General features: G+C 68.0%; 20 protein-coding genes. 7 read left to right on the top strand and 13 right to left on the bottom strand.

All coding sequences use genetic code 11. The annotated features are described in order from the left end of the window. Positions 1-13 precede the first annotated feature (13 nt). From DL990_RS26790 to DL990_RS26775, 4 genes are all read right to left on the bottom strand, one after another. Positions 14-985: a sporulation protein gene (locus tag DL990_RS26790; protein WP_125800292.1), complete on the bottom strand. Its 972-nt coding sequence runs from the start codon at positions 983-985 to the stop codon at positions 14-16. Between the two features lie 119 nt (positions 986-1104). After that, entirely contained in the window at positions 1105-2442 is a 1338-nt protein-coding gene (locus DL990_RS26785; RefSeq protein ID WP_125800291.1) for an erythromycin esterase family protein, read from the bottom strand. A 193-nt stretch (positions 2443-2635) separates the two neighbouring features. After that, positions 2636-3481 carry a carbohydrate-binding protein gene (locus DL990_RS26780; protein WP_125800290.1) on the bottom strand — a complete coding sequence of 282 codons (846 nt, stop codon included), beginning with the start codon at positions 3479-3481 and terminating at the stop codon, positions 2636-2638. 78 nt (positions 3482-3559) lie between these two features. Then, a complete protein-coding gene (locus tag DL990_RS26775) occupies positions 3560-4465 on the bottom strand; it encodes an AraC family transcriptional regulator (RefSeq protein WP_125789790.1) in 906 nt (301 codons plus the stop codon). 134 nt (positions 4466-4599) lie between these two features. Here DL990_RS26775 and DL990_RS26770 point away from each other — a divergent pair, with 134 nt between their 5' ends. The 3 genes from DL990_RS26770 (at position 4600) to DL990_RS26760 (ending at position 7947) form a co-directional block, all read left to right on the top strand. After that, the gene (locus DL990_RS26770) at positions 4600-5775 is read left to right on the top strand and encodes a glycosyltransferase 87 family protein (RefSeq protein WP_125800289.1); all 1176 of its coding nucleotides are present in this window, start codon (positions 4600-4602) and stop codon (positions 5773-5775) included. Next, complete coding sequence (locus tag DL990_RS26765; protein WP_125800288.1) at positions 5763-6512, top strand: SDR family NAD(P)-dependent oxidoreductase; 750 nt, start codon at positions 5763-5765, stop codon at positions 6510-6512. Before DL990_RS26770 ends, DL990_RS26765 begins: the two co-directional genes overlap by 13 nt. A 178-nt stretch (positions 6513-6690) precedes the next feature. Further along, positions 6691-7947 carry an HNH endonuclease signature motif containing protein gene (locus tag DL990_RS26760; RefSeq protein WP_125800515.1) on the top strand — a complete coding sequence of 419 codons (1257 nt, stop codon included), beginning with the start codon at positions 6691-6693 and terminating at the stop codon, positions 7945-7947. Positions 7948-8121: 174 nt separating this feature from the next. On the opposite strand, the gene DL990_RS26755 is transcribed toward DL990_RS26760, so the two are convergent. From DL990_RS26755 to DL990_RS26745, 3 genes are all read right to left on the bottom strand, one after another. Beyond that, the gene (locus DL990_RS26755; RefSeq protein ID WP_125785824.1) at positions 8122-9318 is read right to left on the bottom strand and encodes an FAD-dependent monooxygenase; all 1197 of its coding nucleotides are present in this window, start codon (positions 9316-9318) and stop codon (positions 8122-8124) included. Between the two features lie 20 nt (positions 9319-9338). Further along, positions 9339-9902, bottom strand: coding sequence for a TetR/AcrR family transcriptional regulator (locus DL990_RS26750; protein WP_125785823.1), 564 nt, complete (start codon positions 9900-9902; stop codon positions 9339-9341). Positions 9903-9980: 78 nt separating this feature from the next. Further along, on the bottom strand, positions 9981-10679 hold the full coding sequence (locus DL990_RS26745; protein ID WP_125785822.1) for a type 1 glutamine amidotransferase domain-containing protein: 699 nt from the start codon (positions 10677-10679) through the stop codon (positions 9981-9983). A 121-nt stretch (positions 10680-10800) separates the two neighbouring features. On the opposite strand from DL990_RS26745, the gene DL990_RS26740 reads away from it, so the two are divergent. Continuing rightward, the gene (locus tag DL990_RS26740) at positions 10801-11703 is read left to right on the top strand and encodes a LysR family transcriptional regulator (RefSeq protein WP_125800287.1); all 903 of its coding nucleotides are present in this window, start codon (positions 10801-10803) and stop codon (positions 11701-11703) included. 84 nt (positions 11704-11787) lie between these two features. Continuing rightward, complete coding sequence (locus DL990_RS26735; RefSeq protein WP_125785820.1) at positions 11788-11976, top strand: hypothetical protein; 189 nt, start codon at positions 11788-11790, stop codon at positions 11974-11976. Between the two features lie 9 nt (positions 11977-11985). Here the strand turns inward: DL990_RS26735 and DL990_RS26730 are convergent, their stop codons facing one another. Next, positions 11986-12942, bottom strand: coding sequence for a GlxA family transcriptional regulator (locus DL990_RS26730; RefSeq protein WP_125785819.1), 957 nt, complete (start codon positions 12940-12942; stop codon positions 11986-11988). A gap of 86 nt (positions 12943-13028) precedes the next feature. Between DL990_RS26730 and DL990_RS41540 the strand changes: the two genes are divergently transcribed. Both DL990_RS41540 and DL990_RS26725 read left to right on the top strand, forming a co-directional pair. Further along, positions 13029-13172: a hypothetical protein gene (locus DL990_RS41540; protein WP_199746612.1), complete on the top strand. Its 144-nt coding sequence runs from the start codon at positions 13029-13031 to the stop codon at positions 13170-13172. A 227-nt stretch (positions 13173-13399) separates the two neighbouring features. Next, positions 13400-15145, top strand: a complete 1746-nt coding sequence (locus DL990_RS26725) for a BCCT family transporter (protein WP_199746611.1) — start codon at positions 13400-13402, stop codon at positions 15143-15145. A 67-nt stretch (positions 15146-15212) separates the two neighbouring features. Here the strand turns inward: DL990_RS26725 and DL990_RS26720 are convergent, their stop codons facing one another. The 5 genes from DL990_RS26720 to DL990_RS26700 all read right to left on the bottom strand — a co-directional run bounded on the left by DL990_RS26720 (position 15213) and on the right by DL990_RS26700 (position 22977). After that, positions 15213-15578, bottom strand: a complete 366-nt coding sequence (locus DL990_RS26720; protein WP_125800286.1) for a DoxX family protein — start codon at positions 15576-15578, stop codon at positions 15213-15215. After that, the gene (locus DL990_RS26715) at positions 15578-16054 is read right to left on the bottom strand and encodes a carboxymuconolactone decarboxylase family protein (protein WP_125785817.1); all 477 of its coding nucleotides are present in this window, start codon (positions 16052-16054) and stop codon (positions 15578-15580) included. Before DL990_RS26715 ends, DL990_RS26720 begins: the two co-directional genes overlap by 1 nt. Positions 16055-16082: 28 nt before the next feature. Then, positions 16083-16946, bottom strand: a complete 864-nt coding sequence (locus tag DL990_RS26710; protein ID WP_125800285.1) for a sigma-70 family RNA polymerase sigma factor — start codon at positions 16944-16946, stop codon at positions 16083-16085. 87 nt (positions 16947-17033) lie between these two features. Further along, on the bottom strand, positions 17034-18941 hold the full coding sequence (locus DL990_RS26705; protein WP_125800284.1) for a copper-binding protein: 1908 nt from the start codon (positions 18939-18941) through the stop codon (positions 17034-17036). 70 nt (positions 18942-19011) lie between these two features. Further along, positions 19012-22977: a ThuA domain-containing protein gene (locus tag DL990_RS26700; protein WP_125800283.1), complete on the bottom strand. Its 3966-nt coding sequence runs from the start codon at positions 22975-22977 to the stop codon at positions 19012-19014.

Below are 22977 nucleotides of genomic sequence, written 5' to 3'. Positions count from 1 at the left end.
CCCAGCGGCCGGATCACTCCTCGAAGCCCTCGCCGCCGTCGAAGGCGTCCTCCATCACCTCGCCGAGGATCATGCCGCCGACCACTCCGGCCGCGGCACCGGCGACCATGCCGCCCATCCCGGGACCACGCCTGCCGTGGTGACCGTGATGTCCGTGGTGGTCATGGTCGTGGCCGTAGTGCTCCTGGTGCCCGCCGAACATGGAGTGCCCGCCGCCGGACTCGGCGACCTTGGCCAGCCAGCCGTCGATGGCCGCGGCCCAGTCGGTGCGCAGGGCCTCCTCGTGCGAGACGTGGAAGCGTCCGAAGGAGTCACCGCCGGAGCGGAACATGCCACCACGCCGGTCGGCTTCCAGCACCACGACGAGGTCGTCAGGGCCGGCGACGAAGGTCAGCTCCACCTGGCTGACGCGGCCGGCGTAGCGCGACGGCGGGAAGAACTCGATCTCCTGGAAGAACCCGAGCTCCTGCCGGACGCCGTGCAGCTGCCCGGCTTCGACGTCGGCGCTGCGGAAGGAGAAGCCCAGCTCCCCGAACGCCTCCAGTACCCGGTCCTGCGATTCCAGCGGTCCGACCAGCACCGGGTCGAGGTCGCCCTTGTCCGGCGCGCCGGCGATGACGAGCTCGGTCCGCACGCCGACGACCATGCCCGGCAGCTCCCGTCCGCCGACGGCGCTGATCGGCGTCTCCCACGGCAAGGCGAGCTGGAACGGGATGGTGGTCAGTTGCCCTGCCGTCACCTTCACCTTGCGGCCCGCGCTGACCCGCAGGAACTCCGCGGTCCCGGCACGCTCGTGGTCGCCGCGCTCCACCTCGACCCTGGTGACCAGCGAAAGCAGGATCTCCTCGATCTGGGCGTCGCTCGAACCGCCCTGGATGCGGACCTGGCCGGTGATCACCTCGCCGGGAACGGCGTGCGGTGAGTCGAGCACGGTGTCGACGGACGGGCCGCCGACCCCGAAGGCGCTGAGCATCCGTTTGAACATCAGGGATTTCCTCCGCTGGGTACTGGAAAAGGAGTGCCGGAACACTTCGACTACTACCGAGATCCGCCGTCGCCCGCCAGGAAAACCGGGTTAAAAACCCCTAAACGGGCGCGACGTCACTACCTTCTCAGATCGGCCTGACGGACGTCGTGCAGGTGGATGACGACGTCGTAGGAGCGCCCGAGCGAGATGGCGGCCGGGTCGACGGGGAACAGGGTGCCGATGGTGCGGGTGGGCCGGGCGACGTCCAGCCAGGCACGCGCGGGCGGCTGAGCGGTGCGCACGTCGAGGTAGAAGTCCTCGAACCGGACCTGGTCGAGGGTGTGCTCGTTCGAACCGGATGGCGCGGCGGGGACGGAGAAGCGCCTCCAATCACCCCCGAGTGCCTTGTCCTTGGACAGGAACGAACCCCGGTCGAAGCTGAACCCGATCGGCAGGTACGCCCGGCCCAGCGTTTCGCGTAGGAAGGCGCCTTGGGTCTTCGGGTACAGCTTCGGGTTGTCGGTGACGTACGAGACGTGGCCGTTGTGCGCGGAGAGCAGGATCTCGTGCCCGGTCTTCCGGTGCCACCAGGCGACGTTCTCCGCCATCGCCCGGTCGCGCAGGATCTGCGCGGTGGGCAGGGATTCCGGGTCCGCGACGTCGACGGCGAGGAACCGCGCGGTCTGCGCGACGAAGCGGGCGTGCTGTTCGGCCCAGTCGTGCTCGGGCGCGCCGGCCAGGCCTTTGACCAGCTCGTAGGCCTGCTCCGCTTGGGTGGCGAGCCGCTGCCGTTCGGCGAGGGGTTTGCGGAGGTAGGCGAAAGCGTCGTCGATCGGGCGCAGACCGGTGTAGAGCCGGTCCAGCTCAGAGGAGTGCGCGGGATGGTGCTGCCGCACGTGGCCGGTGATCCTGGCGAAGAACGCGTCGTTCACCGAAGGCGCACCGAGGTCGTCCCCGACGAAGTGCACTGTGCGGCCGGGGTGTGCGCGGTTGTGGTCGCGCATCCACCGGATCAGGTCGACGAACTCCTCGCGATCCCAGGGAGAACCGGCCAGCGTCCGCTTCGCGAGCTCCCGGACGTCACCCTTGCCGGTCTGGACGTATTCGTCGATCTCCAGGCCGGCGGACCAGCTCAGCTCCAACGCGAAGGCCCGGAAGCCTTTCTCCTCGACGAGATAGCGGAACACCCGCTCCTTCATGGTGAAGAACTCGTGGGAGCCGTGCGTGGCCTCGCCGAGGCCGACCACCTTCGCGCCACCGATCATCCCGCCCAGGGCCCGCAGATCGGCCGTGTTCCGGCCCGGCTCGGTCGAGCGCAGCGGATACGCCGCCTGTTGCAGCGACCGCACCGGGTCTCGCCAAGCCGTCTCGGCCGCGAAAGCCGGACTCGCCACGGGAGCGAGCACCGCACCCGTCACCACCACCACGGCGGCCAGCAACGCCCGTCTCCCCCGTCGCTTCCGGTGCTCTTTCATAACGTTCGCCCCTTCTTCCGATGTCGAGGACGATCATCGTCCTCGGACCGGGGTGGGCGCGCTGTAGTAAAAGCTCCTATTTGGGGTGAGGAAAACCCCACCCCCGCGAAAAGCGGGTGGACCCCGCCGCCGGGGTGTGGGTCCCGGCGGCGGGAGTCCACCCGCGTTTATCTCCCTCCGCAGCGGCTGCCCGTCACTCCGCGCGCCACAACGCGGGTGTGGACGGCGGCTCCCAGCCGGGCTGGGCCGTGTGCGCCTGCAAGCACACATAACCGCGACCGCTGTAGGTGACCCGGGTACCCGCGGAATAGCCGGTTCCTGCGGCCCAGGTCGTCCCGCCGGGCGGGTTGGAGGTCGAAGGCGACGTCGTGGGCGTCGTCTGCGTCGTACTGGTCGGCCGCGTGGTCGACGTCTGCGGCACGTTCAGCACGAAGTCGAACGCGGCCTGCCTGCCGGGAGGCGCGTCCCGCACGGTCATCAGCAGCCGCGGGTCGAAGATCGAGTCGGTGTTGTTGCGCGGCTCGTTGGGGAAGTAGAGCTGCGTGGTCAGCACCGGCCTGCCGGGGGCCTGGACCTTGACGTGGATGTGCCGCGTACGACCGGGGTACAGGCCGGGCACGATCGTGCTCAGCGAGAACGCGCCCTGGTCGTTGGTGAACTGGTGACCGCGGAAGGTGTACCCCACGTTGTCGTAGGCGCCGTTGACGTCGGCCTGCCAGAAGTCCAGCAGCACCCGCGCGATCGGCAGGCACCCGAGACCGAAGACGTAGCCGGAGACGGTGAGCCTCGTCCCTTGCGTGTTCGGCGTGACGAGCGACGTCCGCTGCGGGGAATTCGGCTTGAAGTAAGGACCTTCGGTCTGCGGCGGGGTCGGGTCGTCTCCGTCGTCGCAGGCCGGGGTCAGCTCGGGTGCCTGGCCGCTCGCGACGGTGGTGCGCGCGAGCGCGGGGCCGCCGATCAACGCGACCGGGGCGGCGACTCCGACGGCCAGTGCCGCCTTCAGCACAGTCTTTCGGCTGAGCTTGTTCTCTTCGTCCATACCTGCTCCTCGTGGGGGCTTCGGGAATCACCCTCGACGGTATGGAGAAGATCAGCTGCGGACGATGGACTGACTTGGTCAGTCGTGGTGAATCTCCGGGGCCGCGTCACCGGTCCGGCGATAATCGCCGGGGCTCAGTCCCGTTTCACGCCGGAAGAACCGGCAGAAATACGCGGGATCCGCGAATCCGACCCGGCTCGCGACCTGCCGGACGGTGAGATCCGTGCCGAGCAGGAACCGTTTCGCCTCCCGTGTCCTCGCCTCGCGCATCAGTTGTGCCGCCGTCCGGCCGGTCGACGTTTTCACCGCGTCGGTCAGATATCCCGGCGTGACGCCGATGCGTTCCGCGAGCGCGCCGACCGACCAGAGCCCGAGGTCGGGCCGCCCGAGCAGCCGGGCGAATTCCGTGCCCACCGCCTGAGCCCTGGCCGGCGGACGTGGATCCGCCAGCCCCGGAAGCCGTCCCGCCCGCACGATCAGCACGTGCATCAGGGCCCGCAGAACCGAATCGGTCCCCTGCCCGCCACAACGGAATTCCTCGTCCAATTCCGCGACCATCCGCGCCGTCTCCTCGGCCGCGCGTTCGTCGAGCCGCCACGGCTGCTGGCTCAGCCGTCGCAGGGTTTCGCGATCCGCCGGATGTTCGAGCAGAAAATCGTCCGTGAACAACACGACGAATCCGCTGAGATCGCGGGCATCCCAATGATGCACCTGCCCCGGTGTTATGACCGCGAGTTGTGGCGGCCCCAATTCCCAGCGCGTGAAATCGATGACGTGGTCGCCGGTGCCGCCGGTGACGTGGACGATTTCGTAGAATGTGTGCCGATGCGGGAACGCCGCCCGCGACATCGGCCCGATCGTGTCGAAGGTGCCGACCGTGAACGGCAGGGCGTCCGGCGCGCGGACCTCCAGCCGATGCAGCGGCAATTCCCCCGCCTTCGGTTTCAGGCAGGGCGTCCTGGGCAACACCGTCGTTCCGCGCATGGTCCGGTCCCTTTCACCACACTGGAAGGAAAAGTCTAGACCAATGCGTGGTGCGCTGACTGCCGACGGAAGTCGCTTCTCGCCCGACCGGTACAGTCGAGATCATCGACGCACGTCCGAAGGGTCACCACGCGATGTCTCCCACCAAGTCGCGCGGTCGGGCCCGGTGGTCGCTCGGCGCGTTCGCCGCACTGGCACTGGCGTGTGCCGTGGCCTTGACGACGGCGGGCGATTCCCACAGCGACCTCGAGATCTACCGGTTCGGCGTCGACACCTTGTGGAACGGCGGCGACCTCTACGGCGCCTTGCCGCTTTCCGAGGCCGGTATCCCGCTGCTGTTCATCTATCCGCCGTTCGCCGCGCTGGTGCTCACGCCGCTCGCGCTGGTGCCGTGGACCGGCGCGGTGCTCCTGCTGTTCGCGCTCAGCCTGGGGGCGCTGGGGATCACCTTCTACGCGATCACCCGCACGCTGTGGCCGTCCGGCGGCCGGCGGAAGGCGATGCTCGTCGCGTCGCTGGCGATCACTCCGGCGCTCTTCCTCGAACCGGTCCGCCAGACGCTCGGCTTCGGCCAGATCAACCTGCTGCTGATGGGCCTCGTCGCGGCCGACTGCCTGCTGGCGCGGGGCCGCTACCGCGGCATCGGCGTCGGTCTCGCCGCCGCCATCAAGCTGACGCCGATGGCGTTCCTGTTGTTCTTCCTGATACGCAAGGACTTCCGCGGCGCACTGACCGCGATGGGCACGTTCGTGGCCGCCTCGGCCGTCGCCTTCGCGGTCGCGCCGGAGGCCTCCGCGCGCTACTGGTTCGGCGGGCTCGCCGGGGCGTCCGGGATCAGCGGCACCTCGTTCCACACCAACCAGACCCTGCAGGCCGTGCTGGCCCGGTTCGGTGCCGACTCCGCCAAGCCGCTGTGGATCGTGCTCACCTGTGTGCTGCTGGCGCTGGTGACACTGACCATGTACCGCTCGGCGATCGTGCCGGCGCTGCTGCTGAACGCGACGTTCGCCCTGCTGATCTCGCCGACGTCGTGGTCGCATCACTGGGTGTGGATCGCTCCGGCACTGTTCACCACCGCCGCCTATGTGGTGCTCAGACGCCGTCCGGTGAGCTGGCTCGTCGTCACCGGGGTCGTCGCCGCGATCTTCGTCGCGGCGCCGTTCCGGTACTTCCCCGCGTTCGACCGGCCGGGCCAGACGTGGACGACCGCCCAGCAATGGCTCGGAAACTGTTACGTCCTCGCGGGCTTGGTCTTCGTCGTCGTCTCGGCCGCGCTCGCGCTGCGGAAAGGACCTCGATGCTCGACCTGAGCGGCACCACCACCCTCGTCACCGGGGCCAGCGGCGGTATCGGCCGCGGCATCGCCCTGCGTTTCGCGGAAGCCGGCAGCGCCGTCGCCGTGCACTACCACCGTGACGAGGCATCCGCGCTCGCCGTCGTCGAGCGGATCCAGAAGGCCGGCGGCACCGCCGAGACCTTCGCCGCCGACCTCACCGACGACGGCGAATGCCACCGTCTCGTGGCCGCCGCCGCGGCCTGGACCGGACAACTGGACACCCTGGTCAACAATGCCGGCGTGCAGCCTGTCGAACCCCTGCCCGGAATGTCGGCGGAAAGCTGGCGCGCGGTTCTGGACGCGAACCTCACCAGCGCGTTCTCGTGCACGCAAGCCGCGGCCGAAGTGATGAACGGCGGCAGTATCGTCCACATCGCCTCGATCGAAGCGGCCCAGCCCGCGCCGGGACACGCGCACTACAGCAGCGCGAAGGCCGCCTTGGTCATGCACGCCCGCGCCGCCGCACTCGAATACGGCTCGCGAGGCATCCGCGTCAACGCCGTCTCCCCCGGCCTGATCGACCGCCCCGGACTCGGCGACGCCTGGCCGGACGGCGTCCGGCGCTGGCACCAGGCCGCGCCGCTGGGCAGACTCGGCACGCCCGACGACGTCGCGAACGCCTGCCTGTTCCTCGCCTCGCCGCTCGCGGCGTGGGTCACGGGGCACAACCTGACTGTCGACGGAGGCGTGTCGGCTCGGCCGACGTGGTGATTCGGGGGCCGAGTACGGCTCGCCGCTATTCCCGCTTCCCACTTCTCCGAAGCGCGCTTAAGCGCCTTCGCATTCTTAAGCCGCTTCGCTGCTTTGTCTGCACGTGCATTTCGGATTCTTTTCCACGCTAGGCCGCTCGTGCTCGCACGCCTGTTCGATTAGGTGTAGTGTTGGGGTTGTGGCCAGCAACGACGCACCCCCGACGACGCCCACCGAGTGGTGGCGCGTCGACACCGCGACGCTGCACGCCCGCAAACAAGAACTCGAAATCATCAAGCGACAGGCGGATGCGGAACAGAACGCGATCCTCGCGGAAATCAATTCCCGTGGAGTGCGCGGGTGTTCGGGTCATTCGACGTTGGCGGCGCTGATCTTCGAGGACTTCCACGTGACGGACAAGGAAGCCAGTGCCCGCGCCGACCGCGTCCTCGCCCTGCACCCCGGCGTCGAGGTCGGCGGCGGCACCGTGCCACCCCTGGCACCCTTGACGGCTCAGGCCGCCGCCGAGGGCGCGATCGGCGGTAGCCAGATCGACGCCATCATCCGCACCCTCGCCCGCATCCCCTCCACCGTCCCCGACGAAGACATCCGAGCCGGGGAAAAGATCCTCGTCGACCTGGCCCGGCACGCCGGGCCTCGGCAGATCGCCCGCGCCGGACGGCGCCTGCTGGACAAACTCGACCCCGACGGCAAAGAACCCCGCAACGAAGACCCCCAAGACACCCGCCCAGAAATGCGGTTCATCAAACACCGCGACGGCACCCTCGGCCTGAAAGCCACCCTCGACCTGGAAACGTATGCCCGGTTGAAGTCGGATTTGGATCCGCTGGCCAAACCCCACAAGGCCATCGACGGTGTCCGGGACTCCCGCAGCCAAGACGAACGCTACGGCGACGCCTTCACCGACTACGTCCGACTCAAAACCACCAGCCGGAACCTTCCCGGCCAAGCAGGAGAAGCCACCCACATTTTGGTCACCATGTCCTACGACGACCTCATCCGCGACATCGGCGAAGCCCACCTGGATCTCGTCGGGCCGATCAGCGCCACCGACGCCCGCATCCTCGCGTGTGATGCTCGTGTGCGACCAGGTGTCCTCGGCACCGCAGGCGAACCCCTCGACATAGGGCGGTCGAAGCGGACCGTGTCGCTCGCCCAGAAATACGCACTCACCCTCCGAGACGGTGGCTGCGCCTTCCCCGGCTGTGACATGCCCGTACCGCGCTGTACAGCACACCACATCGTTTTTTGGCGACACCACGGCGAAACCAAAATCGACAACCTCGTGCTGCTCTGCACCAAACACCACCGGCTCATCCACCACAGCGAATGGAAAGTCCAGATCGCCCAGGACGGACTGCCGGAGTTCACCCCGCCCGCCTACCTCGACCCCACCGGAACACCACGGAGGAACACCATGCACCTCAGGATTTAGGCCGACCCCTGTGGACCAGCCGCCGAAACGAGTTGTCGAACCTCAGCTACCCGTCGAGAAACCGGGTCGGCCAAACGACACCGAGTCCCACGACGAGCCCGCATCCTCGACCCATCGTGCCAACGAGCAACCGAGCCTCAACCACCTGTCCGAGGATCGAGCTCAACGGTGCCGTCACCGGCTCCGGATCTCGGTCCCTCGCCTCAGGTTCGTCACCAGCGCCGTCGACTTTCCCGTGACGGCGGCCGCGAGTGGTCGTTCGAGACCAGGAAGGCGTGCCACGCGAAGCAAAAACCGGCGCGCCTGGAGGAGGAGCCGGTTCGCGGGCAGGAACCATCGTGCGCCTCGTCGGGCGACGTGTTGCTTCTCCTTCACCACCGGGCGGACCAGCTTTTCGTACTGTGCGAAGGCGGCCTCGATCGAGCGTGATCGGGTGAGTTGTTCGGCAAGGACGAACGCGCCCGTGATCCCGAGCGAAGCGCCTTGGCCGGCGAGAAGGGAGACTGCGTAACAGGAATCGCCGACGAGGACGACCCGGCCGCGGCTCCAGGACGGCATCTCGATCTGCGCGACCTGGTCGTAGTACACCTCGCGGGGAGGAGGGCAGAGATCGAGGGCCCTGGGCACCGCCCAGCCGAGCGAGCGATAGTTCGCGCGGAGTGCCGCTCGCGCGTCGTCGGGCAGGGCCGGATCCGTCGTGCGGTGCACGGCGAACGCCGCGAGTTTGCCGTCGCGGAGACCGTAGAAGCCCATCTGCCTTCCGATGGTGTCGGTCAGGCAGAACCGTTCCCCCACCTGCGCGCGGATCTCTTCGTCCTCGAAGACGAAGGCCGCCGTGTGGAAACCGAGGTAACGCAAGTACCGGCTTTCGTCACCGAAGACCAGTCGGCGCACGGTCGAATGGATTCCGTCGGCTCCGACCAGCAGGTCGGCTTCGAGCGTCTCGCCGTCCGCCAGGGTGATCCGCACGCGGTCACCGAGGTCATCGACGCCCGCGACGCCAGTGCCGAATCGGAGGTCCACTGTGGATGGAAGGTTCGTACGCAGGACGTGTTCGAGGTCGGGTCGCATGATGCTGCGGAGCCTGCCTCGCACCGACTTGGCGAACTGGACGTAGTCGATCGCCGCCCGGCGGCGGCCACGTTCGTCCAGCAAGCTCGCTTCGTTCACCTGGTATGCCACGTCTTCGACCTGAGGCAGCAGGCCCATCTCCTCAACCGCGTCGAAGCCGGGGCCGAAGAAGTCGATCATGTAACCCTGCTCCCGCGGCCCTGTGGCACGTTCCAGCACCACTACCTCGACGTCCGACGCCGCGAGCCTGTGCGCCAGCGCCAGTCCAGTGATCCCGGCACCGCAAATCGCCACCTTCATCGGGGTTCCTCCCTTTCGGTTCAGCCGACCAGCCTGCGCAGGACGGACGGAGAGACGGCGCGGCCGAGTTCCGGGCCGAGCGCGCGATGCAGCAGAAGCCCGTCCACGGCGGCGAAAAGCACCGCGGCCGTGTCTTCGGCTTCGGCCACGCCGTGCTCCGCCAACCAGCCGCCGAAGCGGGTGCGCATACCGGCGAGGATTTCGCGGATGCCCTCACGCAAGGTGTCGTCACGGGTCGCGGTGAGGTAGGCCTCGGCGAACAGCAACGACATCGGGTCGGTGCCGGAGTACTCGCCGACCGACGCCAGCAGCGCGTCCACCGCGTCTTCGGGCGTCTCGACGGTTTCCAGCGCCGGCTCGAAGGCGACGGCGACCTCTCGCATCGCCCCCAGTACGGCCTCGATCAGCAAGGCCTGCAGCGAGGGGAAGTGGTAGTGCACAACGCTCGGCGTGACACCCGCACGGTCGGCCAGGATCCGGGTGCTGACCGCGGACCAGCCGAGTTCGGGCACGAGCGCGACGGCCGCTTCGAGCAACCGCCGCCGCACGGCCTGACCGCGTTCCGCTGCCGGGGATCCTGCCATCGTCGCCTCCTAGGGCGTTCGTCCTGTACGACTGCCCTGATCGTATGCCCGGATCCAGCCGCCGCGCAAACCCGGAGGTCACACCACGTTCAGGAGCTCCACCACGCGTTCCGCGGTCGCGACGCTGGATTGCGGGTTCTGTCCGGTGACGAGGTTCCGGTCGACGACGACCTTGCTCGACCAGGCGGCCGCCGGAGTGACGATCGCGCCCCGTTCCCGAAGCCGCGCCTCGACGAAGAACGGGCTTTTGTCCCCTAGCCCGCCCTGGCGCTCCTCCTCGTCGCTGAACGACGTCATCGAGCGGCCGGCGAAGGTGAACGAGCCGTCGTCGCGGCGCGCGCTGAGCAAGGCGGCGAGTCCGTGGCAGAGCGCGGCGATGGTCTTGCCGCGCGCGTCGGCGTCGTTCAGCAGGCGGCCGAGGTCGGCGTCGTCCACCAGGTCGGTCATCGGACCGTGACCGCCCGGCAGGTAGAAGGCGTCGTAGTCATCGGCCGAGACGTCGGAGAGCTTGAGCGGCGCCGCGAGGTCCAAGCCCTTGAGGTAGTCGGCGAACTTCGCGCCTTCGGCCGGGTCGACGCCGCCGCGTTCGTCGAGGCTGATCGGGTCGACGGTCGGCCGGAGCCCGGACGGCGTCGCGATCTCCACCCGGTGACCCGCCGCCACGAGCACGCGGTGCGACTCGGCGACCTCCTCGGCCCAGAACCCGGTCGGGTGGTCTCCGCCATCGGTGAGCCGCACGTGGTCGGCGGCCGAGACGATCATGAGAATCCGTGCCATGACAGTTCCTTTCCGTTTCGCGGGGCGGTGTGCCTCGCTGACGGCTTCAACCGCGTCTTCGCCGCGAGTACTCCACGCCGTCGGCTACTATCCATAAGATTTCTTATGGAAGGTGGCTTGCATGCCCAACTTGGATCGGCTGGCGACCTTCCTGTCCATCTACCGTCAGGGCTCGCTCTCCGCGGCCGCCGCCGAACTCGGCCTGACCCAGCCCGCCGTCACCGGACAACTGCTCAAGCTCGAGGAAGAACTCGGGGAGCGACTGTTCGTCCGGTCGCGGCAGGGCGCGGCGCCGACCGCCCGCGCAGCCGAACTCGCGGTCAGGATCGGCACCAGGATCGATGAACTGCGCGGTGCTCTGACCGCTGCCGACGACGAGGGCCAGTACCGCGAACGCGTGGCGTTGGGCGGCGCGAGCGACGGCATGGCGACGCGGTTCTTGCCCGCGCTCGCCCCGCTGACCGAACGCGGGCTACGGCTCACCGTCACGCTCGGGCTCGCCGACGAACTCCTGTCCGCCCTCGATGCCGCACGTCTGGACCTCGTCATCTCCTCGGTCCGGCCGCGGCAGCGCGGTATCACCGCGATCCCGTTGATCGACGAGGAGTTCGTCCTGGTCGCCGCGCCCGCGCTCGCGCGGAGTGTCGATCCCGCGTTGCTCGCCGCCGACCCGGTGCCCGCGCTGGCCCATCTGCCGCTGATCGCGTACGCCGACGATCTGCCGATCGTCCGCCGCTACTGGCGCAGCGAATTCGGGCGGCGGCCACCGAACCGCGTCGCGATGGTCGTTCCCGACCTCCGCGCGATCCTCGCCGTCGTCGTCGCGGGCGCCGGAGCGAGCGTGCTGCCGCGCTACATCGCCGCGGCCGCGCTCGAAGCGGGCTCGGTCGCGGTCGTGCACACCCCGGTGGTGCCGCCGCTGAACACCATCTACCTCGCGCACCGGTCGGGGACGGCACGGCCGGTGGTGACCCTCATCCGCGACAGGTTGCTGGAACGCGCTCGCGCCTGGGGCTCGCTCTGAAACTCCGGACGCGGCAAAAATAACCTCTTTCCGCATCGCGACCACCGCGAGGCTTGCTCCTCCGAAACCTTTCTTGGAGGACACGTGGTCTCGAAACCCCGCCTGGCACTGGGCATGCTCGTCTTGGTCGCGTTGGCGGGTGGATTGCTCGCGTTGCTCATCTCGCTCGATGTCGGCGCCTTCTGGGCCAAGACGCTGCCGCTCGTCTTCCTGGCCGGCGGGGCGGCCTTCGCCCAGTCCCTCGGCCTGTTCAACAAGGCGCCCAAGGATTAGGGGGTTCGTTCAGGCGCGCTGAGGCGCGAAGGTCCGGCGATAGTCCTGCGGGGAGACCCCGACGACCTTGTGGAAATGGTGGCGCAGCAAGGCTCCCGAGCCGAAACCGCAGCGGCGCGCGACCTCGTCGATGCCCATCGTCGTCTCTTCCAGCAGCGACCTCGCGTGCAGGACCCGTTGCGTCGAAAGCCATCGGTGCGGAGTGGTGCCCGTCTCGGCGACGAACTTTCGAGCGAAGGTGCGCTCGGACATCCGGGCCCGGCGGGCGAGATCGGCGACGGAGTGGTCGAGGGCGATGGTGTCGAGCATCCAGGTGAGCACCGGCTGGAGGCTGTCACCGGTGCACTCCGGGATCGGCACCTCGACGAACTGCCGTTGCCCGCCCTCGCGCTGCGGCGGCACCACCATGCGCCGGGCGATCGCGGTGGCCGCGGCGGAGCCCAGTTCGCGCCGGACCAGATGCAGGCAGGCGTCGATGCCGGCGGCCGTTCCGGCGCTGGTGATGATGTCGCCGTCGTCGACGAAGAGGACGTCCGGATCCAGCTGCGCCAACGGGAACCGGTTCCGGAACCTGGTGCTGTGCCGCCAGTGGTTCGTGCAGCGCCGTCCGTCGAGCAGGCCGGCGGCGCCCAGTACGAAAGCGCCGGTGCAGACCGAAAGCAGCGTGGCTCCCCGCGCCGAAACCGCGCGAAGCGCTTCGAGGACCGCGGGCGGATACTCGTCGCGCACATCGCAGGCGGGGACGACGACGAGGTCCGCGTCCTCGGTCGCTTCGAGACCGTGTTCCGGGGTCACTTTGACGCCGTGGCCGAGGCTGAGCGGCTCTCCCGCCCGCTCCCCGCACACGCGGAAGTCGAGCAGTGGCACTCCGTCATCGGTGCGGTCGTAGCCGAACACCTCGCAGACGACACCGAACTCGAAAGGGGCGAAGTCGTCCAGCAGTACCACGGCGACGCTCTTCAGCATGGCCCGAGCATAGCTGGCAGGATCTTGACGCACAACGACAGAACTGCCACTTCTGGCAGGATATCTCGTGGCGCAAACTTACTGCCATGACCGCAATCATCGTGACCCTCGCCCTGATCGCCCTCGTCACCTACCTCCTGAACCGCAACCACACGCGGCACGGACGGCCGGACGTCGCCGGTGGCGACCCGCTCACCAGGCCCTTCCGGCGGGGCGGCGCGACAGTCTGAAGCCACTCCGAAGGCCACGATGTCGATGACCCGGTGTCACGAGAGACACGTTCCCCGCCGGGGCCGCTGACGAAGCCCACATCCGCCGAGGTCAAACCGCATATACCGGTTTAAACCTCTTCGCCCGCATTTTCTGCCGGTTACCAGTTTTCTGGTTAGGGTGCAGTGGTGCAAACGGGTTAACACGGGCGGAAGGAGATCGCGCTGTCATCGGCGCGTGGCTGAACATGAGTTCGCAGGACGGTAAACAAGCGGAAGAAGAGGTAGGCGCGGAGACCGCGACAGACCTCGCCCACGCACCGGATACGACAGGCCCGGGCCATCCGCCCGATGAGCACGTCCCCCTCGACCTCGCCTCCGAACGCCCCGCCGAGACCGACCGGACCGTTTTCGGTGTGGCCGCGGCACTCGCGCTCGCGATCATCGTCTGGGGTGTGCTGGCCCCGGAAAACCTCGCGAGTGTCGCGTCGACCCTGTTGAACGACGCCGTGATCCCGTACGGCGGCTGGGCTTTCGTACTGACAGCGAGCGGTTTCGTGCTCTTCGCGGTCTGTCTGGCCATAAGCCGCTACGGCCGGATCCCGCTGGGCGGGGACAAGGAACTGCCCGAATTCCGGACGTCGTCGTGGATCGCGATGATGTTCAGCGCCGGCATGGGCATCGGCTTGATGTTCTTCGGGGTGTACGAACCGGTCTCCCACCTCGCGAGCCCGCCTCCGGGCACCGCGGCCCCGAATTCCGACGAAGCCGTCCACACCGCGATGGCGACGACGTTGTTCCACTGGACCGTGCACCCGTGGGCGATCTACGCGGTGGTCGGTCTCGCGATCGCCTACAGCACCTTCCGCAAGGGCCGCACCCAGCTGATCAGTTCGGTGTTCGCGCCGCTGATCGGCAAGCGGCGCACCGAAGGCCCGCTGGGCAAGGCGATCGACATCATGGCGATCTTCGCCACCCTGTTCGGTTCGGCCGCGTCACTCGGCCTCGGCGCGCTGCAGGTCGGTGGCGGGATGGGCGCCGTCGGCTGGATCGACGACCCCGGCAAGGGCCTGCTGGTCGCGATCATCGCGATCCTCACCATCGCGTTCATCGCTTCGGCGGTTTCCGGTGTGGCCAAGGGGATCCAGTGGCTGTCCAACATCAACATGGTGCTCGCCGCGGTGCTCGCGGTGTTCGTGCTGGTGGTCGGGCCGACCGTGCTGATCCTCAACATCGTGCCGGGTGCGATCGGCGACTACTTCCGCGAACTGGCGGAGATGTCGGGCCGCACCGGGATGACCGGTGGCGCGGAGATGCAGACCTGGCTCGGCGGCTGGACGGTCTTCTACTGGGCGTGGTGGATCTCGTGGACGCCCTTCGTCGGCATGTTCATCGCGCGGATCTCGCGTGGCCGCACGATCCGGCAGTTCATCTTCGGGGTCATCGCGATCCCGAGCGTCGTGAGCCTGATCTGGTTCGCGATCTTCGGTGGCGCGGCGATCAGCAGGCAACGGGCCGGGACGGACATCGCGGGCGCGGACAGCGCCCAGTCGGCGACGTTCGAACTGCTCGAGACCCTGCCTTGGTTCATCCCGATCGCGATACTGGTGATGATCCTGGTGTCCATCTTCTTCGTCTCCGGTGCCGACGCGGCGTCGGTGGTGATGGGCACCTTGTCCCAGCGCGGAAGCGTGCATCCGAAGAAGACCGTCGTGATCTTCTGGGGCGTGCTGATGGGCGCCGTCGCGGCGGTGATGCTGCTGGTCGGCGGGAACAAGGCGCTGACCGGTCTGCAGAACCTGACGATCCTGATCGCGGTGCCGTTCGTGTTCGTGATGGTCGGGTTGTGCGTGTCGGTCTGGAAGGACCTGCGCAACGACCCGCTGATGAAGCAGGAAGACGCGATGATGTTGTCGCTGAAGGAACTGCACGAGGAACGCACGAACGGCCACGGCCGCCGTCGCATCCTCGGACGGTCGAAGCAGCGCACCTGATCCCGTAAAAAGTACATGAAGGCCCCCATCCTTGCGCCTAGCTACAGGATGGGGGCCTTCATGTACTTCAGGCGCGTCCGATGGCGACGAAAGCGCACAACGCGAGGTAGCCGAGGTCCAGCAGCGCGACCATCGGCTCGCGGCGGCGCAGCCGTACGACCACGGCGCCCGCCATGACCAGCGCCAGCCCGAGAGCGGCCAGCGGCACGAGTTCCGGCGCGATGTCGAGCAGGGCCGGAAGGATCAGGCCGACGGCGCCCAGGATCTCGACCAGCCCGATGAACTTCACGGTGCCCGGGCTGAAGTCCAGCACCCAGCCCGCGGCCGACGCCACCCCGGCGATCTTTTCCCGTTGCAGGAACAGTTTCCCGATGCCGGACACGACATACATGACGGCAAGCAGCCAGGCGACGATCCACAGTGCGATGTCCATCAATGCCCCGCGAACTGGCCGGGCGTGTAGTCGCCCGCCGGCTGCCGGGTGATGACGTTCAGCCGGTTGAAGGCGTTGATGAGCGCGATCTGGGTCACCAGCGCCACGAGCTGCTCGTCGTCGTAGTGCTTGGCGGCGGCCGCCCACGCCTCATCGGTGACACCGGCGCTGTCGGCGAGACGGCAGCCCTGCTCGGTGAGCTCCAGCGCGGCGCGCTCGGCCTCGGTGAAGACCGTCGCCTCTCGCCAGCAAGCGATCAGGTTCAGCCGGGTCGTGGTCTCCCCCGCGTGCGCCGCGTCCTTGGTGTGCATGTCGAGGCAGCCCGAGCAGCCGTTGATCTGGCTGGCCCGGATGTTCACCAGTTCCCTTGTCGCCAAAGGAAGTTCGCTGCTGTCGACGACTTTCGCGGCCGAAGCGAGGTGCTTCACCAGCTTCGGCGCGAGAGCGGTCTTGAGGAATTCGAGCCGTGCCTGCATGGGATTTCTCCTTCTCGTCGGTGTTCACTTACTTCGACGAGGAGGACTCCCGAGAGGTAACACCCATGGCCGCGAGGCGACGCGGGTCACTCACGGACTCGATTTCGACGATGCGGCCGTCGACGATGGTGCAGGACATCACGCCGAGCAGCTTGCCGGTCTTGCTCCACGACACGATCCCCGCCTTGCCGTCGACCAGCGCGGGACGGGTGGTGACGGCGGCGCGCGCCCCGCGCTGGACCCGCGTGGCCACCTCGGCCGCACCGAGCCGCACGACCTCTCCGTGCCTGCTCCGCGAACGCCACGTCACGTCGGGGTCGAGCACCTCGATCAAACCGTCGAAGTCTCCCTCGCGCGCGGCCGCGAGGAACGCCTCGACGACAGCGCGTTGCCGCGGCTCGTCGGCCGGGCGCTGTCCCCGGACCTTCCGGCGAGCCCGGCTGGCGAGCATCTTGGCCGCGTCGGCGGATTTGCCGAGGATCTCGCCGACGTCGGCGAACGGGACCCCGAACAGGTCGTGCAGCACGAAGGCCAGCCGCTCGGCCGGGCCGAGGGTGTCGAGCACCACCACCAGCGCCACGCCGACCGATTCGGCGAGCAGCGCGTCCTCTTCCGGCGAGTCCTCGAGCACGAGCAGCTCGGGCGGCTCCTCGTAGGAATCCTCGGGGCGGGTCTTGCGGGAACGCAGGGCGTCGATGCAGACGCGGCCGACGACGGTGGTCAGCCAGCCGGACAGGTTGTCGATCGTGTCGGCGTCCTGCCGGGCCAGCCGCAGCCAGGCCTCCTGGACGGCGTCCTCGGCGTCCGCGCGCGAACCGAGCATCCGGTGTGCCACGGCCACCAGACGCCCTCGCTGCTCCTCGAACGCGCTGGCCAGGGCTTCGCCGGTCATGTCGATACCTTTCTCGCGCCGAACCCGTCATGGACATGACGAGCGCGACGCGAGAAAGGTAACCGATGGAGCTCGCCTGAAGCCGGCTCAGACGTCCCGGATAGGCGTCTTCACGACCTTCTTCATGCCGGGGTTCGACGTCTTCGGCTTCTTCGTCTTGCCGGGTTCGGGCTCCGGCTCGGGTTCCGGTTCCGCGGTCGAGCCGCCGATGCCGGAGTCGATCGCCGCCGTGACGATCAGGTTCCGCTCGTCGGACGAGATGACCTCGCCGTCGAGGAGTTCCTGCGTCACGGCTCGCACGTAGGTCACGAACTGGTCGTTCGACGAGTAGTCCGACTCGTCGTCGATCACGTCGTTGATCGTGCAGCCGTTGCCGGTGTCGCGGTTCTCGACCTGGCTGTCCGCCGTGCCGAGGATCACGGTGTCACGGACGTCGGAGTCCGGGCAGGCGTCCGGGCCCGGCGGCGGGCCGACGATGGTGAACGCGCCGCCCTGTAGCGCCGAGACGTTGCCCGCCTTGTCCGAAGCGCGGTACGCCAGCGTGTGCGTGCCGAGCTCGGTCACCTTCACCGGCGCGGTGTAGACCGTCCAGGCTCCACCGTCCAATTGGTACTCGATCTTGTCCACACCGGACCCGGCGTCCGTCGCGGTCAGGTTGATGGTCGCGTCTTCGATGTACGACCAGCTTCCGTCCAGGTCACCGCTCACCACCACCGAAACGGTCGGCGCGGTGCTGTCGTCTCCTTCGACGATGGTGAACGTCGCCGTGCCTTCCGCCGAGACGTTGCCCGCCTTGTCGGTGGCGCGGTACTTCACCGTGTGCGCGCCGACGACGGTCAGCGCGAGCGGCGCCGAGTACGTCAGCCAGGGGCCACCGTCCAACTGGTACTCGACCTTGCCGACACCCGAACCGGCGTCGGTCGCCGTCAGGGTCACGGTCGCCTTGCCGACGTAGTTCCCGGCGGTGTCCTTGGTCCCGGTCACCTCGGAGGTCACCGTCGGCGCGGTGGTGTCACCACTGACGATGGTGAAGTGCGCCATGCCCTCCGGCGAAACGTTGCCCGCCTTGTCCGAAGCGCGGTAATGGACCATGTGCATCCCCGGCGCGGAGACCGCGACCGGAGCGGTGTACGCGGTCCACGCGCCTTCGTCCACTTTGTACTCGACCTTGTCGACGCCGGTGCCGGCGTCGGTCGCGGTGAGCTTCACGGTGGCGGTGTCGACGTAGTTGCCCGCGGTGTCCTTGGTGCCCGTCACCTCGGAAGTCACCGTCGGCGGAGTCGTGTCACCTGGCTGCCCGGTGACGACCGTGAACGACGACATCCCTTCCGGTGAAACGTTTCCCACCTTGTCCGACGCGCGATAGTGGACCATGTGCGCACCGGCCGCGGAAACCACCACGGGTGCCGTGTACGCGGTCCAGGCACCGCCGTCGAGCTGGTACTCGACCTTGTCCACACCGGACTGGCTGTCCGAAGCGGCCAGGTTCACCGTCGCGGAACCGACGTAGTTCCCGGCGGTGTCCTTGGTGCCGGTGACGTTCGCGGTCACCGTCGGCGGGGTGGTGTCGGCGCCGCCGCCGTCGGTGACGACGAACTCGCCGAACATCTTGCTGTGCCCCTGGATCGTGCAGTAGAACCGGTACTTCCCCGGGGTCAGCGTCACGGTCGCCTGGTGCTCGCCGTTCTTCTCGTCATAGGGGTTGGCGACGATGTTCAGGTTGACGTCGTGGTTGTAGCCCGGCGTCGACGTGTCGAACGTCAGCGTGTGCGACATCGTCGAGCCGAGCGCTTCGGTGTTCTTGAACAGGATCGTGGTCTCGCCCGCCACCGCGGTGGTCGGCGCGCTGAGGTAGTGGTCGGTGCTGTCGCCCGCGGTCCATTCCAGGGTCTGGACGGGGGCGGCGACGGCGGGGGCGGAGGAGCTCGGTAACACCAGGCCCAGTATCGCGAGCGCCGCGGCGAGCAACGCCGCGACGAGGGTTCTTGGGGACATCGCAGGGAAACCTTCCGTACAAGGGAGACCGGCCGGGCACGCGAACCCGCGCGCCCGGCCGGCTTTCGCGCTACAGCTGCCGCACCCGGATGTTGCGGAACTCCATCAGGTCGTTGTCACCGTGGTTCTGCAGACCGATGAACCCGCTGACGAACTGCCGGAAGTCGGTCGACGGGTCGCCCGCCCGCGACGAGTTGATCCCCGGCGCGTTCTCGAACTCGTTGATCACGACACCGTTGCGGATGATCGTGTACTTCTGCCCGACGACCTTGACTTCGTACTCGTTCCAGGTCCCCTTCGGCTTCACACCCGCCTGGTCCAGCGGCCGCGGGTCGAAGTTGTAGATCGACCCGGTCTTCTGCGGTTCACCGGCGGCGCCGTCGTACAACTGCACCTCGTGGCCGCAGAAGATCGCGACCCATGCCTGCGACGTCCTCGCCGAACCGACGGTGCCGCAGCTGCCCGGCGGACGCTGCTCCAGCGGAGTGCGCGGATCCGGGAACCGGACGAACACACCGCTGTTGGCGCTGCCGTTCGGTGCGATGTCCTTGAACTGCAGCTTCACCGAGAAGTCGCCGAACTGCCGTGCCGAGTACCACAGCATGCCCAGCCCGCCCGACGGTCGCAGTGACCCGTCCGGCTGGATGGCGAACTGCCCGGACGGCGCCTGCGACCAGTTGCGGAACGACTCGGGCGTGCCGTCGTAGATCGCGTCGTAACCGGTGACGCCCTTGTTGCCGATGGGCGACGCGGCGGCCGCGGCGTTGATCTTGTCCGACTCGGCCGCGTTCAGCACCCCGAGATCGCCAAGCCGGTCCACGGCCTGGGTGACGTGGTTGACGAAACCGGCGTGGGAGGTCCACGTGCTCTCGTCGTCGATCATGTCGTCGACCGTGCAGCCGCCACCGGCGTTCCGGTTGGTCACCCCGGTGTCGGTGTCACCGATGGTCACCGTGGCACTGGAATCCGCCACGAAACACCCGACGCTCACCGAGTTCCGCGCGGTCACCGTCTCACCGTTCGCGTAGGTCACGGTCAGCTTGGCGGTGTACAGCCCGGTGCGCGGGTAGGTGTGCCGCGGGTCGGGCTGCGTCGAGATCGTGCCGTCGCCGAACTCCCACTTGTAGGAGACGCCGCCGGACTTCGACCCGGTGAAGGCCGCGGTGAGCGGCTTGTTCTGCACCATGGTCGACGCCGCCGCGGCGGACGGGGTCGCCTCGCCGCCGGTGTAGCTGATCTTCAGCAGCTTCTGGTTGTTGGTCAGGGTGAAGAAGCCGCCGCCGTAGTCGAGCGCGTACAGCGCGCCGTCCGGCCCGAACTTGGCGTCCATCCACTGGTTCAGCTTGTTGTCGCCACCGCCGGTCGGGATGATCTGCCGCACGGTCTCGGCGAACACCGGCGGATCCTGCTTCGAGACGCCGTTCGGGTCGACGGTGACCGCGATCCGGTTCTGCCCGTTGCTCTGGTCACCGATGAACCACTTGTCGTTCCAGTAGGCGGGCCACGCCACCCCGCTGTTGGTGTTGACCAGTTCGCGGTGATAAGTCGGCCCGGTCATGACCGCCTGGCCGCCGCCCTTGAGGTAGGGCTGCGTGTAGGTGGCTTCGGCCGCGTTGTACGTCGGGACGGAGCTGTTGGGCCGGTTGGGGAACACCGGTCCGCCGCCGTCCGGCGCGTACCAGATCATGTTCTTCTTGATCGGCGGCAGGTTCACCAGGCCGGTGTTTCGCGGCGAGGTGTTGACCGGGTTGTCGCAGTCGTACCAGCCGGTGAGGACCGCGGCGTCGGTGCTGCTGCGGTCGCGGTACGGCTGCTTGTTGCCCATGCAGTACGGCCAGCCGTGGTTACCAGCCTCGGTGATGACCGTGGCGGTCTCGTACTTGGCCGGGCCGAGTTCCGGACTCGGCGAGGACGCGTCCGGGCCGACCCAAGCGGCGGTCAGCCAGTTGGTCTTTTTGTCGACTTGCAGACGCGAGATGTTCCGCACGCCCATCACGTAGATCTCGGGCCTGGTCTTGTTCCCGGGGTCGTTGGCCTCGGGGAACAGGTTGCCGGCCGGGTTGGTGTAGGTACCGTCGGCCTCGGGGTGGATCCGCAGGATCTTGCCGTTGAGGTCGTTGGTGTTACCGGCGGTGCGGCGCGCGTCCTGGAACGAGACGCCCTTGTAGTCCTGGGTCCAGTTGTTGCCGGAGTACCCGTTGGAGCCCTGCGACGAGTTGCTGTCACCAGAACCGATGTAGAGGTTCCCGTCCTTGTCGAAGTCCATGCCGCCACCGGCGTGGCAGCAGCTGTGGACCTGGACGTCCCACGACAGCAGATCCTTGCGGGTCGCCTGGTCCAGCGTCTGGTTCTTCAGGTCGTAGGTGAACCGCGAGACCGTGCGCTTGCCGATCCGCTTGTCGATGTCGACCGACGCGTGCGGCATCCAGTAGGCGTACATGAAGCCGTTCTCGCTGAACTTCGGGTCCAGCACGAGGCCCAGGAGGCCTTCCTCGTTCTTGACCAGTTCGTCGCCGCTGCCGCGGTTGCCCATCACCTTCAGCGTGGTGAGCAGCTTCGGCTTCTTGGTGACCGGGTCCCACTGGTGGATCGTGCCGCAGCCGGCGCCGATCTCGGGGTTGGTCCAGTCGTTCGGCGCGGGCACCACGTTACCGGCGCAGGCCGCGCGGCCGATGTAGAAGACCCGGCCGTTCGGCGCGATGGTGAGCCCGTGCGGCTCGCCCATCTGATCCAGCTGACCGGTCTGGTTGATCCCGGTCAGGCGTTCGACCTTGTAGTTGGCCGCGATTCCCGCCTTGCAGTCACCGCGGACCATGCCGGTGGTCCACTTCAGCGCGCCCAGGATGTGGCTGCGGAACTGGGCTTCGCCATAACTCGCCTCGGTCCGGCCCATCCCGGTGTAGAAGGAACGTCCGCCGTCGTAGTCACGGCACCACGAGATCGGGTGGAAGGCGCCGTTCGCGCCGACACCCGGCTTGTAGGTCGATTCCTCGACCTGCGCGACCGTGTGCACGGTGCCGACCGGGTTGACCTCCCAGTTGAGCCACCGGTCCGTGCGGACCCACTTCTGGGGCAGGCCCGCGGTGGCCGGGTTCGCCTTGTCGAGGACGTCGACCGTGGCCTCGGCCGGAGCGTTCTCCGGCGGCGGCGGAGTGGTCGACTGGTCCTTGAACAGCTTGAAATCGGCCAGCTGGGTAGCCGATTCACCGGCGTTGGCGGTGATGTTCAGCCGGTAGTTCGAGTAGGCCGTGGTGTTGGCGAAGGTGAAGGTGCGGCTCTGGAACCGGTCGGCGAACACCTCGTTCGTGCGGGTGTCCAGATCGGTCCACGTGGTCCCGTCGTTGGAGCCCTGCAGGGTCCAGCTCTTCGGGTCACGCCCGGCGAAGTCGTTCGCCGAGACGAGCGCGTAGCTGCTCACGGCGACCGGCGCGGCCAGCTTGTAGGCGATCCACGCCGTGTTCGCGAAGGCCAGCCACTTGGTGTTCTCGTTGTTGTCGGCCAGCTTCTCCTTGCCCTCATTGGGCGCGTTCTCCGCGCTCGCGGTGACCGAGGCGACCGCCTCCGGCGTGGGACGCGCCCCCACCGGACGGGCGCCGATCAGCCCGGAGAACCACTGCGAGCCGTCCTGGGCCCGTGCCGCGTCCGACAGCCCGATGAACCCGCCGCCGGCCTTCATGTAGCTCTGCAGCGAGGTTTCCTGGTCACGGTTCAGCGTGATGCCTTGCGCGGACAGGAAGACGACGCCGCGGTACTTCGCGAGGTTCGCCTGTGTGAACACCGCGGGGTCCGAAGAGGACGAAACGGAGATCCCGTTCGCCTGGCCGAGGCTCGCGATCGCGTCCGTGGCACGCAGGACGGGGTCCTTCTGATCCGCGGCGGTGCCGTGGAAGACCAGCACGTTGATCGGGACGTTCGTCGCGGCTTCGGCGGTCACCGGTGCGATGGCCAGCGGAAGCCCGGAGGTGACGACGGCGCCGACCGCGAGCGCGGCCAGTGACCGTCTGCGGAGCCGACGTTGCGAAAAGATTCGTCTCAA

Source organism: Amycolatopsis sp. WAC 01416, assembly GCF_003947485.1.
GTDB lineage: Bacteria > Actinomycetota > Actinomycetes > Mycobacteriales > Pseudonocardiaceae > Amycolatopsis.
This window is presented reverse-complemented; position numbering and strand designations above follow the sequence as displayed.

Bases quoted from the DNA above. Each gene is read 5' to 3' on its own strand.
- DL990_RS26705 (WP_125800284.1), bottom strand. From the start codon at position 18,941: ATGTCCCCAAGAACCCTCGTCGCGGCGTTGCTCGCCGCGGCGCTCGCG.
- DL990_RS26755 (WP_125785824.1), bottom strand. From the start codon at position 9,318: ATGAAGGTGGCGATTTGCGGTGCCGGGATCACTGGACTGGCGCTGGCG.
- DL990_RS26790 (WP_125800292.1), bottom strand. From the start codon at position 985: ATGTTCAAACGGATGCTCAGCGCCTTCGGGGTCGGCGGCCCGTCCGTC.
- DL990_RS41540 (WP_199746612.1), top strand. From the start codon at position 13,029: ATGACCGCAATCATCGTGACCCTCGCCCTGATCGCCCTCGTCACCTAC.
- DL990_RS26715 (WP_125785817.1), bottom strand. From the start codon at position 16,054: ATGCAGGCACGGCTCGAATTCCTCAAGACCGCTCTCGCGCCGAAGCTG.
- DL990_RS26775 (WP_125789790.1), bottom strand. From the start codon at position 4,465: ATGCGCGGAACGACGGTGTTGCCCAGGACGCCCTGCCTGAAACCGAAG.
- DL990_RS26750 (WP_125785823.1), bottom strand. From the start codon at position 9,902: ATGGCAGGATCCCCGGCAGCGGAACGCGGTCAGGCCGTGCGGCGGCGG.
- DL990_RS26740 (WP_125800287.1), top strand. From the start codon at position 10,801: ATGCCCAACTTGGATCGGCTGGCGACCTTCCTGTCCATCTACCGTCAG.
- DL990_RS26785 (WP_125800291.1), bottom strand. From the start codon at position 2,442: ATGAAAGAGCACCGGAAGCGACGGGGGAGACGGGCGTTGCTGGCCGCC.
- DL990_RS26765 (WP_125800288.1), top strand. From the start codon at position 5,763: ATGCTCGACCTGAGCGGCACCACCACCCTCGTCACCGGGGCCAGCGGC.
- DL990_RS26730 (WP_125785819.1), bottom strand. From the start codon at position 12,942: ATGCTGAAGAGCGTCGCCGTGGTACTGCTGGACGACTTCGCCCCTTTC.
- DL990_RS26780 (WP_125800290.1), bottom strand. From the start codon at position 3,481: ATGGACGAAGAGAACAAGCTCAGCCGAAAGACTGTGCTGAAGGCGGCA.
- DL990_RS26725 (WP_199746611.1), top strand. From the start codon at position 13,400: ATGAGTTCGCAGGACGGTAAACAAGCGGAAGAAGAGGTAGGCGCGGAG.
- DL990_RS26745 (WP_125785822.1), bottom strand. From the start codon at position 10,679: ATGGCACGGATTCTCATGATCGTCTCGGCCGCCGACCACGTGCGGCTC.
- DL990_RS26720 (WP_125800286.1), bottom strand. From the start codon at position 15,578: ATGGACATCGCACTGTGGATCGTCGCCTGGCTGCTTGCCGTCATGTAT.
- DL990_RS26710 (WP_125800285.1), bottom strand. From the start codon at position 16,946: ATGACCGGCGAAGCCCTGGCCAGCGCGTTCGAGGAGCAGCGAGGGCGT.
- DL990_RS26770 (WP_125800289.1), top strand. From the start codon at position 4,600: ATGTCTCCCACCAAGTCGCGCGGTCGGGCCCGGTGGTCGCTCGGCGCG.